The organism is Paenibacillus algorifonticola, from assembly GCF_050481745.1.
Lineage (GTDB): Bacteria > Bacillota > Bacilli > Paenibacillales > Paenibacillaceae > Pristimantibacillus > Pristimantibacillus algorifonticola_A.
In genome coordinates this window covers 200,700-215,265 of record NZ_JBCNGR010000006.1, presented here as the reverse complement: position 1 = coordinate 215,265, position 14,566 = coordinate 200,700, and the positions used below count along the sequence as shown (strand labels likewise).

At 43.5% G+C, this 14,566-nt stretch carries 11 protein-coding genes and 1 pseudogene; 7 read left to right on the top strand and 5 right to left on the bottom strand.

Annotated features, from left to right (window positions below):
* Window positions 1-4: 4 nt before the first annotated feature.
* The gene (locus ABEW34_RS04485) at window positions 5-208 is read right to left on the bottom strand and encodes a hypothetical protein (protein WP_430155225.1); all 204 of its coding nucleotides are present in this window, start codon (window positions 206-208) and stop codon (window positions 5-7) included.
* Between the two features lie 1,040 nt (window positions 209-1,248).
* Between ABEW34_RS04485 and ABEW34_RS04480 the strand changes: the two genes are divergently transcribed.
* The 6 genes from ABEW34_RS04480 to ABEW34_RS04455 all read left to right on the top strand — a co-directional run bounded on the left by ABEW34_RS04480 (window position 1,249) and on the right by ABEW34_RS04455 (window position 10,717).
* Complete coding sequence (locus ABEW34_RS04480; RefSeq protein ID WP_197091377.1) at window positions 1,249-1,416, top strand: FDLD family class I lanthipeptide; 168 nt, start codon at window positions 1,249-1,251, stop codon at window positions 1,414-1,416.
* Window positions 1,417-1,509: 93 nt separating this feature from the next.
* Entirely contained in the window at window positions 1,510-4,665 is a 3,156-nt protein-coding gene (locus ABEW34_RS04475; protein ID WP_430155224.1) for a lantibiotic dehydratase, read from the top strand.
* Window positions 4,652-5,974, top strand: coding sequence for a lanthionine synthetase C family protein (locus tag ABEW34_RS04470; protein ID WP_430155223.1), 1,323 nt, complete (start codon window positions 4,652-4,654; stop codon window positions 5,972-5,974). The genes ABEW34_RS04475 and ABEW34_RS04470 overlap by 14 nt, the downstream gene beginning before the upstream one ends.
* Before the next feature lie 19 nt (window positions 5,975-5,993).
* Entirely contained in the window at window positions 5,994-7,823 is a 1,830-nt protein-coding gene (locus ABEW34_RS04465) for an ABC transporter ATP-binding protein (RefSeq protein ID WP_430155221.1), read from the top strand.
* 227 nt (window positions 7,824-8,050) lie between these two features.
* On the top strand, window positions 8,051-9,277 hold the full coding sequence (locus ABEW34_RS04460; protein WP_430155220.1) for an erythromycin esterase family protein: 1,227 nt from the start codon (window positions 8,051-8,053) through the stop codon (window positions 9,275-9,277).
* A complete protein-coding gene (locus ABEW34_RS04455) occupies window positions 9,278-10,717 on the top strand; it encodes a S8 family serine peptidase (RefSeq protein ID WP_430155219.1) in 1,440 nt (479 codons plus the stop codon). It begins immediately after the preceding gene.
* 46 nt (window positions 10,718-10,763) lie between these two features.
* On the opposite strand, the pseudogene ABEW34_RS04450 reads toward ABEW34_RS04455, so the two are convergent.
* The 4 genes and pseudogenes from ABEW34_RS04450 to ABEW34_RS04435 all read right to left on the bottom strand — a co-directional run.
* A pseudogene (locus ABEW34_RS04450) lies at window positions 10,764-10,931 on the bottom strand (IS1634 family transposase); the annotation flags it as partial.
* A 198-nt stretch (window positions 10,932-11,129) separates the two neighbouring features.
* Window positions 11,130-11,786, bottom strand: coding sequence for an SGNH/GDSL hydrolase family protein (locus ABEW34_RS04445; RefSeq protein WP_430155218.1), 657 nt, complete (start codon window positions 11,784-11,786; stop codon window positions 11,130-11,132).
* 69 nt (window positions 11,787-11,855) lie between these two features.
* The gene (locus ABEW34_RS04440; RefSeq protein ID WP_430155217.1) at window positions 11,856-12,830 is read right to left on the bottom strand and encodes an aminoglycoside phosphotransferase family protein; all 975 of its coding nucleotides are present in this window, start codon (window positions 12,828-12,830) and stop codon (window positions 11,856-11,858) included.
* Between the two features lie 74 nt (window positions 12,831-12,904).
* Entirely contained in the window at window positions 12,905-13,987 is a 1,083-nt protein-coding gene (locus ABEW34_RS04435; RefSeq protein ID WP_430155216.1) for a lactonase family protein, read from the bottom strand.
* Window positions 13,988-14,280: 293 nt separating this feature from the next.
* Between ABEW34_RS04435 and ABEW34_RS04430 the strand changes: the two genes are divergently transcribed.
* Window positions 14,281-14,496, top strand: a complete 216-nt coding sequence (locus ABEW34_RS04430; RefSeq protein WP_430155215.1) for a hypothetical protein — start codon at window positions 14,281-14,283, stop codon at window positions 14,494-14,496.
* Window positions 14,497-14,566 lie beyond the last annotated feature (70 nt).

Here is a 14,566-nt window from a genome sequence, read left to right as displayed (position 1 = left end):
TCCTTCACTCCCCTTGTCTCTCTAACTCTTCCAAGCGTAAACAACTGAAGCCGTCCTCTGGCGGCAAAGCTACCGTTTCGAGGGTGAAATATAAACCCATATAAACGCGAAACTTATAAATGCTTATATTTAAAAATCTGCTGACGGCTACTATTTCTGCACAAAACACAGCCAAAGCACTTATCGCTTCAACTGATTTATATTCCATAATTATCCTCGCTTTTCAATCGTACTATAACTACTGCAAAAGAACAATATAACTGCCGCTGCATCCTGCTCCCCCTAAATTCCCTATCAAATTACAACGAGGTCGGTGGAGGGTTTTCCAGCGCTTCATAAAGTTTACTCTGGCGCTTGGTGATCTCACCGAATTGCAAATCTGGCAGAAGAGTGAAGAGAACCTGACGAGCGCTCAGAAGGAAAAACTCATATACTTGCTTGCTGGTAAACTAAACTTTTCCATAAAAACGCAGCGCTAGCGCCGAGGCCCTTCACCCCTTATATGCCGAGTTTTCATAGGTTTTCTGGAAGTAAAAAGCGGTCATATCAACCTAAATAATCGCTAGTGGCGAAGAGCCGATTTTATACGATCCTCGTTATAATTTCGCATGCAGGATTAATCATAATAAGGTAATATGCATACTTTTTTCATGTATATTTGCAGTCAAAAAAGCTGCTCCCCGGTCGAAAAACCGAAGGAGCAGAATGGCGGTCATCGCGTATTGCCATCGGACGTATATTGTCCGACGAAAGTTTACGCGGCAAGAGTCAGCAGGGTCTCGACCTTCATAGAACACCTACCACAAATTCAGGTATGTATCCATAGGACTAACCTACTATTGAAATATTTTCCATGGTAAATTATAATTCCAATGTAATTGAAATCAAATTATATGGGTTTTTTGGAAATATTAGAGGATTAAATGACAATGGAGTTTGTTTCTATTTTTTGTAGTTTGAGTTCATTCTGGGGAACTTCTTCGGTACGCAGTCACTGTTAATTTTCAAGCTCCTCCACCAAGCAGTGCAATCGAGTATAAGTATAACTAGCGGATTTTAAAAATACATTCGAAATTAAATAAAATAGAACATGACATATTCTATTCGAACTAAACCTTGGTAATGGAAGAAGCTGCGAACCATTATGGGTCGTTTGTGGAATCATGAAAATCACAAACAGTTTCATGGCTTTTTTAGGCATATCACGGCGGCGATCTAATATTCCCAACTTATAAGGAGCGATCATTCATGCAAAATCAACTGTTTGAACTGGATTTTAAAGTACAAAGCTTTAATAGCGATGTTGTAGACCCGGATACAATTAGAACTGCTTTATGCTGGGTGACAAAAGTAACGTGTAAGGCATCATGCGGATGTGGCTTTACACAATATTGCACCCCAGGCTGCCCATTCTAATATCAGTAACACAGTTACCAGTTCGTAAGTAATAAAACGCCGTGATATGTCTAAAAAAGCCATGTAGCCATTTCAATTGGAGGATAGAGACAAATGCAAAAAGATTCAAGAGACAAATACGTACCTTTAGATTTGTTTATGATTAGAACTCCGCTTTTGCCAGTAGATCATATTAAAGCCTACTTTAATAGTGAACAAGACCTTGCTCAGAACCTTGAGGAAATCTTGAACTGTCCTGAAATTCTTGAGGCTATTGCCATCGCAAGCCCTTCGCTATACAAAAGTTTATTGAAACCGGATAAGAATGACAGGCAACAACAACAAATGATAGGAAGCTTATTCAAATATATGAATCGCATGTCTACCAGAGCGACTCCATTCGGGCTATTCTCTGGAGTAGACATTGGGGTTTTTGGAAGCGAGAATGCTATTCAAGTAGGTACTGTTGAACAACATGTTAAACGAGCTAGACCGGATATGCAGTGGCTATTAAGAATTATTAAAAATATAGAAGAAGATCATAATATTGTCAAGGAGCTGGACGTCAGATTCAATCAAATCGCTTATAAAATTGGCGATCGAATTAAAATTCCTTTCATCACTTCATATGGAGATTATACAGATAGCAATAAAGATTTCACATATGCCTCCGTTAATTGGAATGAAATTGTGGATTTAGTCTCGAAGCAGGCATATGAACCTATTAATATGACGGAATTGAACCAAATTATTCATAGTCGTTATAACCAAGTGGACAGACAGACAGTCGAAAATTTCACATTCGGTTTATTTAAGAACGAGTTTCTGTTAAGCACGCTTCGGCCGCCGTTAACGGATGCGAATGCCTTTGACTACTTGATCGAGAAAATCAGACCCATAAAAGAGCTTCATTTCTTATACGAAAAGTTACTGGTTATAAGACACTCCATTCATACATACAATCAGCAAAAAATTGGGGAGGGTTTGTCGATCTACGAGTCGACGGTTACCTTGATGAATCAATTGGCAGAAGTGAAAACGCCTTTGCAAATCGATCTGAAATCATCCCTCAATCATAATATGTTAAATGAAAGTATAAAGGGGGAATTATCTCAGGCAGCGGATATTTTGCTTAAGCTTTCGCCCCAAACGTCATGGTATAAGCATCTTAGCAAATATCATGAGGAGTTTATAGAAGCTTATGGGGTAGCAAGAGAGGTTCCTTTATGCGAACTGTTGGATGAGGATATCGGTTTGGGGGCACCCCCAACTTATGAAAATCCGAAAAGCGACTATGTCCTGCATAATAACTATGAAGAGGATATCGTTTACTCTAGGAAGCTGATGAATTATGCGCAGGAAGCCATTTTGAAGAGAGAAGAGCTTCAATTAACGGATGCTATTGTAGATGACCTCAAAGTTAGTTACGAGGATGATTTTCTATCGCCTCCGGATTCAATGGAATTATATTTCTCCATAATCAGCCCCGAACAGGATGCTTCGGATTATGAGCTTATAATGGGTCCGAACCCTGGCTCCGCCGGAGCAGGTAAAAGCTTTGGAAGGTTTCTGGATATGGTAGACCCTGCTGTAACGGACCAGCTTAAAAAAAATGCAAAAGAGCATCCCAATAAAATATTTGCAGAGGTTGTATATTTGCCTAGGCATTCTAAGGCAATAAATGTGGTCATGACAAGGAATTTGACCAAACATCAAATTGTCATCGGAACTAGCAGCAATAATCAATTTGAGGAAATTACGTTAGACGATTTGGTCGTAGGCAGTTACGGATACAGGTTCTATCTTAAATCAAGGAAATTAAACAAAGAGATCGTTCCTGTAACGAATCATATGCTTAACTTCACCAGCGGTACTCCTAATCTATACAGGTTTTTATGTGAGCTGGGAATATCGCAGTATAAAAATTGGCGCGGCTTTTATTGGGGCATGTTATCTCGTCAGCCTTATTTGCCGAGGGTAAGATACGGAAAAATCGTATTTTCTCCTGCGACTTGGAATGTTGATCATAAGATCATAGCTTTTTCTTCCAATCATACAGAGCAGGATAAAGTAACCCTGCTTAGACAGTGGAGAGAGCAATACCAAGTACCACAGTTTATATACTTAACAGAAGCAGACAATCGAATTATGTATGATTTATCCAGCGAATTCCATTTAAAGCAATTGGTTGGCGAATTGAGTAAACTGCCTGAAGACGGTTACCTTGTCTTGACGGAAATCGAATCTCAATTTAGTAACTTTATTACTAAGTCCGAAGATAAAAGGCCCTATTATATGGAAGCAGTATTCCCTTTAAGTAGGAAAATCCACATAAATGCTCAAGACAAGTATATTCAAAATGAAAAGGAAGCCTTAGAAGCTTATTCAACCGTAACGGATACAATAAGAGTATACCCGCCGGGCAGCGAGTGGATGTACTTCAAAATTTACGGCATGAAAAGCAGAGCGGATGAGTGGGTAGGGACTGAGTTGCTGAAATTTATTGATGAAATGCAGGGAATAGCCTTTGACTCATTCTTCTTTATGCGATATGCAGATCCACGCGCTCATGTACGTCTTCGATTCAAAGGAAAACAGGAGCTTCTAATAAATAAATTATTTCCAGCCTTTCACGACTGGATAGAAAACTTGCGCACCAGGGGCTTAGCAACTAAATATTCTTTGGATAGCTATGAGCCTGAGATCGAAAGGTACGGCGGACCCCTTCTTGTTAGCAGAGCTGAAGAACTGTTTTCTGCAGATAGCCGGTTTGTTGCCAATTGCATAAATCACACTCAGAAAAAAGATACCATTCTATCCGTTGAGAATATCGGAGTCATTAATGTAATCAGTTATGTTGCTGCATTTTATCCCCATTTTGAAGATCAATTGAACTGGCTGAATCGTATGACTTCAATTAAGAAGTATACGAAAGAGTTCAGGGAGCAGCGATCCTTTTATATGAAAATGGGCAACGACTCGGACAATTGGCATAACTTGCGCACCTTAAATGAAGGCGAATTTTTATATGAGCAGATCCGGCTTCGTTCTATAGAGATGAAAGCTTATATAGAGGAAATGAGAAGTGCTAAGACATTATATAATAAACCAGATCAAATACTGTCTAGTTTCATTCACCTTAGCTTGAATAGATTGATAGGTATTAACCAGAGCTTGGAGGAAAAAATCATGACTTTTGCCTGCCATACTCTACATAATCTAAGCTATATCAAGAAAGAGAAGGGCTTAAAAATTCATGTTGAAATTTAAAGATGCCCATTTGCCGATGAATATAAACCAAATCGATAAGATCCAAACAATTATAGACCATTTAAAGCAAACATACGGAAACGTTGACAAGGTTATGGCCTTTTATGAGGAGCAAAGATTTAGTCAAGCGGATCTTTGCTCACTTGCTGTCGGACTGCCGGGGTTAATTATATTGACGGTGGAGTTAGGCAAGCTGTTTCCTGAAGAGAACTGGCAGGAAGTCGGGCACGAATATGTGCGCAGGCTGCAAACATTGATTAACGATGGCAATGTTTATTCTTTATCATTATGGTCGGGACTTACAGGCATCGCTGTAAGCACGGAATTGTTGGCATGTACAAATAAAAAATATTTGAAGATGAAGGAAGCTCTGCACAGTTTTATTTTATTCAATTTGCCGCAAGAGATTGAACGGGTAACCGAAAATTTACACGGTAACGTAGATATGCTGGACTACGACTGCATGGAGGGTCTAGCAGGAATTGGGCGATACTTGCTTCAGTTTGACGATGAAGAGAGTGTTTCCAGTACGAGGACTATCTTAGACTATCTAGTTGCATTGAGCAGTGAATACGATAGGCACGGAGAATTTGTTCCAAGCTGGTATATCCCCCAATCCAATCAATTTCTAGAAGCGGAGAAGGTAAAGTATGAACAAGGGAACTTCAACTTGGGCATTTCCCATGGGATTGCAGGACCGCTTTCGTTGCTAAGCTCTGCCTATACAAAAGGGATTAGAGTCGAGGGGCAGCTTGAGGCTATTGAAAATATAGTTGCCTTTTTTAAACGGTGGGTACAGCATGACGATTATGGAATTGTATGGCCTGATCGAGTATCGTTGGAAGAGTACACTGCGGGTACTAAGAGCGGGGTAACCGTTAATAACGAATCCTGGTGCTACGGCATTCCCGGGATTAGTCACGCTTTATCTTTGGCAGCAAACGCGCTCAACGATGTCTCTTGCGAGACTTTGGGCATCCGTGCTTGTAATGAAATGATGAAGCGGCCAATTGACATTTGGTCTATTAAATCGCCAACGTTCTGTCATGGATTTGCTGGGTTATTATATCTGTTGCATAAGTATCATCTTAAGCATAGAGCGGATTGGGACAGGAAACCGCTCTATGACGCGTTGGAAGCTTTACTGGGTGAGTACGATCCAGAGCTAGCTTTTGGATTTCACGATTATGATCATGGACCGATGCAGAATCCTGGGCTTCTTGTCGGTACAGCAGGAATTGTTCTCGCGCTGATAAGCATATTGAAACAACAGGATTATGAGTGGGACTATATATTCCTTATTTCATAACGGTAAAGAAGGTGAAAAATTGGACGGAAATATTAATTATAAGACGATACTGCATACGTTTTCTTATTGGCCCAAATTATTAACTCTATATTATAAAACGAATAAGATTTACTTCATTGGAATAATTATCCTCACCTTGCTACAGGGTGTTAGTCCGGTCATTTCGCTATTTCTGACTCAGTTATTCGTGAATTCGATTGTAACAACGAACGACAGCAGCATTGATGGGATTTTAATCATATTTTTATTTTTCGTAGGATTTGTTGTTGTCCGGGATATACTGGGGCTTATCCGCGAATATGTAGAGGGGCTTTTTCAGACGTTATTGTCCAATCATATGAATATGCTTGTGTTGGCAAAGGCCAGCACGTTGGAGCAAGAGGATTTCGAGAACGTCGAAGTACAGGATCAGCTTAAACGCGCTCAACAAGAAACCAGCTTTCGCCCTTACCAGATTTTCCAACAAATATTAGCTTTTATAACTAGCGTGACCACGTTAATTTCTTCCGTTATTTTCTTATTTCAGTGGAATTGGTGGATGAGTTTGCTTTTGCTTCTAACACCATTTATTTCGTTCCCATCCTATATGAAACTAAGTAACTCTGAATTTGTACTCCATTGGCAACGAGCGCCAAGGAACAGGATGAGTTGGTACTATACGCATCTATTGACTCACGACAAAGCCTTTAAAGAAGTAAAGCTGTTTGGGGTTGCGAACTATCTCTTGCGCAAGTTTGAAGGGATTGTGGAAGGCTTCTATAAGGAAGACAAAAATTTGGCTAAGAAGAGACTCCAACTCGCGTTAGTATTTAGAACGCTGAACTTAATCTTAATGGGTTTGGCCATCTTTATGGTAGCTAAAGCTACCATGCTGAAACAGCTCTTAGTGGGCAGTTTTATTAGTTATATCCAGGCGATTACGCTTACGCAATCGAACTCGCAGCATTTGGCTCAGAGCTTAGTCGGATTATGTCAGCACAACCTCTATATTGAACAACTTTTTCATTTTTTAAATATGCAAGCAGCCCAATCACAACCAAACTCCCATGAAGGAAAAGGAATCGAACTTATTAAAATCGAGTCAATAGAATTTAAAAACGTTTCATTCACCTACCCTGGCACAGACAGTTATGCATTGAAGGGTATTAATTTGTTTTTGAAGAGAGGCGATGCCATTGCGATAGTCGGTAAAAATGGATCCGGAAAATCAACCCTGATAAAGCTTATTGCTCAATTGTACAAGGACTATGAGGGTGAAATTTTAATTAACGATATTAATATTCATGATTATACGACGGAGTCCATTCGAAGTAACATCGGCGTAGTCTTTCAAGATTTTATGCAATACGAAATGCCGGTACGAGAAAATATCGGGATTAGCGATTATCAAAACATGGATAATGATAATAAAATATATGAATCTGCGTTAAAATCGGGAATATCAGATTTAGTTAAGGCATTGCCCGCTCAAATCAATACGCAGCTAGGAAAGTGGTTTCCTGACGGGATTCAGCTATCTGGCGGCCAATGGCAGAGGATAGCTATCGCTAGAGCATTCTTTAGGGATGGGAGTGTCTTTGTGTTAGACGAGCCGAGCGCTGCGCTTGATCCCGAATCCGAAAAGGAAGTTTTTGAAAAGTTCACCAAACTGATCGATGACAAGATTGGGATTTTTATAACACATCGTTATACATCTACCAGATTTGCCGATCGCATTATTTATATGGAAGATGGTGAACTAATCGCGATTGGGACCCATCAAGAATTATTACAAGTATGTAATGAATATCGATATTTATACAACCTGCAAATTGAATCCTTTCAGGTACCGGCAGCTGTAAATACATAAGGGATATGGAGGAAGAAAATGCTAGCGCTATTGAGAGAACTGTTAGAAAGTCTTATTAGAATTGGCTCGATCAAATTGTCGCTCCTAATCTTAGTGCTTTTAGGCGTAATCACGGGGATAACGATGATTTTTAAAAAAAGAAGAAAAGAAAAGCGAGGAGTAAACTAATATCTTCTTAAGTTGAAGTCATATGTTATTTGCTTGCAGCACTAAGGAGGTAGAAAGATATGGGATTATTCGAGCGTTCTAATAAGAAATATTTAGATGAGGGCAGATGGGTTAGAAGAAATACCGTTCTACTTCCTGAACCTGAAGGATGCACGGACTCCGATTTTGAGCCTATCCGTCAGTATATCGGCGACAAGCGAATCGTATGGCTTGGAGAGAACAGCCATGGCATATCTCAGAATAATACATTGAAATCGAAACTTATTTCATATCTTTACACTGAGATGAATTTTAAAGTAATTGCCTTTGAGAGCGGTCTAAGTGAGTGTTACAGTGTCAATGGTTTGAAGAATCAACTTAGCCCTGAGGAAATCATGCAGCAATCTATTTTTTCACTATGGAGAACGAAAGAGACGTTGCCCTTGTTCGAGTTGATCAAGTCGACAGATTTAAGCTTGACAGGGATTGATTTTCAACCTTCCTCAAAAGTCAATCCATTAAGAGAAATGCTGCAAACGCAAGGAGAATTAGAAAAAGCAACTATAGAGGAATTGAATCGACTGGCTGAATATTCTGTTCAATGGTACGCCCGAATTGGGGAGTTTAGAGCGAAACGAAAAAGAATACCGAAAGAGATTCTTGCAGAATATGAAGACAGTAAAACCGAGAAATTGGGAAACATTAAGCAGTTAAGAAGCGAATTGTTATCTCGTCCGAGAAATCAGGTATTGTTGGTGTTGGATCGTTACCTTGAAAATACAGCAGTGTTCTTAAATTGTATTGCGCTTAGTTCTAGAGAGTATGCAAAACGCAGGGATCAAATGATGGCTGACAATCTGGAATGGCTTCTTACGGTCCTATATCCTTATGAAAAAGTGATTGTGTGGGCGCATAACGCTCATATTTTCAAAAATTTCAAATCATTTACAGGATACAGGCCTATGGGATCGCTGGTTTCAAAACGAATAGTCGAAGACTCTTATTATGTAGGGCTATTTATGTACCAAGGGACGGCAGCTTTGAATCATGGGAGCGATTATACGCTTATCAAGCCACGCAAGAAGAGCTTGGAAGATTATATGAACCATCAAGAGGCGGAAGTCGGTTTTATAGATTTTAGCCGGGTTGAAGTAAAGCCTGAGAACAAGTGGATCAGCCGAAGAACGATCATATTAGAGTCAGGAAGCTTTGAACGTTTAATTGTGCCAATTAAGCAGATGGATGGGATCTTCTTTATTAAGAACGTTTCCCCTCCAAATTATTTATCTATTTCGAAGGGGAAATAAATGAAAAAAATAACGTCCAGACTATTAAAATCTCTTATTATTACAGCAATATTGTTATTAACGCTCACGAACAACAATCCTTTATCGGCGAATGGTACGGATACGACTGGGCAGCCAGTAACGTCCCATAAACTCATTGTTGTTAAGGATAAGAACTTTGTGAATTTATTAACCAAATTTATATCCAAAAAATATCCGGATTTGAAACTCGATTACATTAAAGAAATAGGAGTCGTTCAAATTGAACATCCTCAGGAAGAAGTCTTAGAAAAGGCAAGCAAGTATATTCATAAAAGATTTAAACGGTTTATCGTTCAAGAATCGGAAGTTATGAATCCACTCGATTTAGATACAGTGCTAGCTGCTCAATTTGCGACTGATGCTGAATCAAACGGAATGCCTAATTTCCAAAATGATCCTAACGTATATTCTTACTGGCAGTGGGGCGTTAATTATGTTACTGAAAATAAGAAAAGCTATTCTATCACGAAAGGCAGCCATGATGTTAGCGTAGCAGTTTTGGATAGCGGAATAGATTTGAACCATCCGGATCTCGTAGACAATATCATTTCACCTGGACAATCATTTGTACCAGGAGAACCGACTACGATGGATTACAACGGTCATGGAACTAAGGTGGCTGGCATTATAGCTGCGAATGGAAATCTAACAGGTATTGGTCCCGAAATTGGAATTGTACCCTATAAAGTATTTAGCCGCGAGGGCGGAAGAGCCTTTTGGATGATCCAAGCGATGGTGAAAGCAGCAAACGACGGACATGAGGTGCTTAATATTAGTTCGGGGATCTATCAGACTTACAGCGAAAAATCAGGAGGCGCCGTTGTGGAAGCTTTCCAGCGAGCGATTGACTATACGAATAATAAAGGTAGTGTAATCGTAAACTCAGCCGGTAACGAAGGAGTTAATATTGACCAAATCATTCCGACAGGAGAAGATGGAAGCGGCGTTATTCGGTTGCCTTCTGTTTTTTCAAAAGTAATAACTGTAGGTGCTTCAACATTAGAACGAATGCCAGCTCCTTATTCGAATTATGGCGAAAAAGTTGATTTCTACGCACCAGGAGGAAGCTACGGCCCGATTGCGCATGAAGATGAATTTGATTTCAGTTTTCTTCTATTAACCACATATCCAACTTATTTGGAGCAGTCAACTATTGCACAATCGATCGGTTTGCCGAAAGGGTATGATCTGGATATTGGTACAAGTTTGGCAACTCCCGCTGTTTCAGCTACATTTGCCTTGGTTATTCATAAACTTAAAGAGAATAAGCTGAACAAGGCGCCTGGTGAAATATCTAGCATGCTTAGGGAAATGGCAACTCAACTATCTGCAAATGATCCCGCAGGCAGAACGGTTGGAATGGTGAATGCATTTAAGGCGCTGCAGTATGTTGAGAATGAAAGTATGCCTCTTAAATGAAAATAGAATCTAGAAAAACGTTCCTAGCCTTTTTGTAGAGGTAGGAATCCAACTCATCAAGCAGTCCCTGCATCGTATAGCGCTGGAACGTGCCACGAATTCAACAAAACAATTTTCCATCCTGACTCCGTTCGGAGGAAACCTCCACACGGCAGAAGTTTAAGCGTTCCTTCAAATTGCCAAAAGCTTTTTCAATTAAATCCTTATAAGCATATCACCTTAAAATTGCTATTTTAGACATGCTTGCAAACGCTCTCCTGCTAAAATAATAAAAGCATCCCCATTTCCAGCGAAATGGGGATGCTTTGTTGTAGCTGCGCCTACGTATGATGCCGCCTCGCTGCTCACTGCTCCGATTTCTACAAATCTATACGCAGTAAGACGTGGACGGGTTCAAAAAACATCATTATAGCTATTTAATCGCCAATTTGCTGTTTTGCACCGTAGACAGCCACTCGCGGGCGAGCAGCTCATGCCCCGCCGCTGTCGGATGAACGCCATCCCACAGCCAGTAGGCCGCACCGGTCACTTCGCTCGCTTTGTCGAACACATGCTGCACGCGTACAAGAACCGCATTATACTCTGCTGCTAGAGCAGCTGTTTTTTCCTGGTATCCCTGAATGATTTGCTGCCATTCGTCCCAACGCTCCGCCGTCGCGCCAGTTTTCAGGATGAAAGGCTCGACAAGCACGAGCCCCGTCTGAGGAAGCACTTCTGCTGTCTCCTCCAGCAAATGCCGGTAAGCGCGCTCGAAACGGTCTGTTGCGCCGCTCGCTTCGCCAGACATCGTGCGCCCCGCATCATTGACACCAATCAAAATACTAAGCACATCCGGCTTCAAGCTGAGCGCATCCTCGTTCCATCTGGCGTACAAGTCAGAGACACGATTGCCGCTAATGCCCTTATTAATGAAATGGGGCGCTTTCGCCGCCAATTCATAGCCAAGGCGTGAGGCAATTAAATACGGATAGCTGTGGCCTAAAATATGATTTAAATCATCATTGCGCCCGCGCGCACCATCTGTAATGGAATCCCCTTGAAATAAAACGGTCAATTGCTGCTCGCTCATCTCATCCCAGCTCCTTAATAATGGATAAAATAATGATGCATGTTCGATTGAAAGGCTCTGCTTTATTACCTATTCAAGCCCCGGCTCCTCACGCTGCAGCTCTGCAAAGCAAGCCGCCGTCTCAAGTGCGGCATGGAAATCGCCAACCCCATCTTCGACGCACCATGCTGCGGATAGCACCATATGGCTGAAGCCGTAGGCAGCAACACGCTCCCGTTTGAGGCATAGGGTATCGCTAAGAATATGGACGCGATTACGCAGCAGCTTGATTCGCTCCGCCCGTGTCTCAGGCAGCTGATTCATCAGCAGCGGAATGACGCCATAAGCCGCTTCACCGATGACCCCCTTAGGATCAATCGCCAGCCAGCTGGCAGATGCTTCACCCTCTCGCACGGCGGACAAAATATTGCCCTGATGCAAATCGCCATGCAGCAGCAGCTGCGGCTCGCTCTTGCCCGTGGCGAATAGCTGGCCGAAGGTCAGCTGTGCCTGCCGGACGAGCGGCTCCGGCAGCGGCCCGGTGCCGCCATCATAGCGCTGGCACAGCCGCTCCAGCCCACGCGCCCACTGCAAAGCCGTAGGAAAGCCTGCGCCTCCGGCCGCTTCCCCCACAGCCGCTGCGTCCGCTGCTGGCACAGCCAGCTTGCGCATCACTTCCGCAGCGATGCGGACGGCCACCGCATCGTCTGCCACCTCCGAGAGCAGCTGTCCCGGCCTCAGCCGCTCCAGCAGCATAACGCCGCGCTCCGCATCCGATGCCAGCAGGCGAACCGCTCCGCGCCCTTCGTACAGCTGAAGCGCTGCCAGCTCGGTTCGGCTTTCTCTGCACGGCACGCCCAGCTTCAGCACAGCCTCGCTCCCGTCCTTCCGCTGCGCCGGAAGCACCAGATTAAAGGTCAGCTCGTACGGCGATCGATCCGCCAGCTGCAGCTCCCACTGCTCCGCGCAGCTTTCCAGCAGCGCATCCAGCTCCGCAAGCCACTGCTCGCCGCGTTCTCCATGTACGCTAATGACAGTCTGCATCCATGCTGATGGCCATCTCATCTTCGCTGACCTCTCCCTCTCTTTTCGCATCTCGCCGCATTCAAGGCACATGCGCCTAAAGCTATTTCCTGCTGCTACACTAATACAGGCTGCACATACACGGGCCCAGATACCGTAACGGAATGTCCGGTATACACGGGCAGCCCTGTTGCCGCATCTACGCGGAATACAGCCAAATTATTCGTGTCGCGGTTAGCCGCGATAATATATTGGCCACCCGGCACAAAAGCAAAATGGCGCGGGTGCTCGCCCTCAATCGGCACATGACCAGCAAGGGTAAGCTTGCCATCTGCTTCATTAGTGGCGTACACTACGAAGCTGTCATGCCCGCGATTCGAGCCATATACATATTTGCCATCCTCGGAAACGGCAATTTCGGCGCATGTATTTTCACCGTCAAAATCAGCAGGAAGCGTTGACACAGTTGCAAGCGCTGCAAGCGTGCCTGCCTCTGCATTGTAACGGAACGCAGTAACCGTCGAATCAACCTCATTAATGACATACGCGAATTGCCCATTCGGGTGAAAAGCCATATGCCTCGGGCCTGCGCCTCCATGAAGCAAGGTCTCGCCGTGGAAAACCAGCTTTTGCGCTTGGTCATCAATGCGATAAGCTATAATACGGTCAATACCCAGATCCGGCGAGAACAGGTAGCGGCCGTCCGGGCTGAATTGTATGCTGTGGGGGTGCGGCTGATTTTGCCGCTCCGGGTGTTGGCCGACTCCCGTATGCTGGGCGATATCAAGCAGCTCTCCCACCTCGCCATTGTCCGTAAGCGACACAAGGCTGATTCTGCCGCCATGGTAGCTCGACAGCAGCAAATAGCGGTTGGATGGATCGCGTTGAATATGGCAAGCCGGGGCCGTAATCGCTTCGCTGCGGTTAAGCTCGGTCAAGGCTGTTTTATCCGTGTCGATGGCAAATGCTACAGCGTCGCCAATTTTGGCGCCTTCTGCGGATACCCCTTCTGCAATGGCATACAGCCGTTTGTTTGGAATATCCACATTCAGAAACGTAGGATTTTTGAGGCCGGATACTTGATCCAGCAGCGACAGCTTGCCTTCCTTTTCATCAAAAACATACGCATATACGCCGCTCGCCGCAGCCTCTGCATAGGACCCGACAAATACGACAACTCGTTCATTATGTACAGACACGATTTATATTCCTCCTTCAAATTAGCGGGACCTTCCCCGCTGCGTGTAAGGGCTGACGTTATGGCAGCGGGGCTTGCCGCTTGCCTTGCCAGCTTTCCCGCATTAAAGCTTTCCCTCCTATTGTACTAGCAGTCTGCGCACAAACCAAGTGCTGTTGCTACGGTTTTTATCCCGCTTGAATAAATGGCTGTTTATGATGCACAATGTTGCAACAGGCTGCTGGCTGGTCTATCATAGCGCTAGGGCATACCGCCTTTATAAGGTTTAATTTTAATGGGCAAAGGAGTCTGAGGATGGCGATAAACCGTAAATTGATAACGGATGCGGATTTCGAGGAGGCACTGCAGCGGGAGCTTCGGCTGCGCGTCTTTGAGGATGATTATATTGTGTGCTCTGGCGGAAACATCGTCCGTTTCGACGATACGCAGGTCGTCATTCAGACGAGTGTCAGCGATATCACTTATTTTTCCCGGGAGCAATGCGAGTTTTTTGAAATGAAACGCAAATAGCCGCTTGTCTGCGGCTCGATCATCGCTTGCAGCCGGGAAAGCACTCGCCTTTCCTTACGTCTGCAACCGT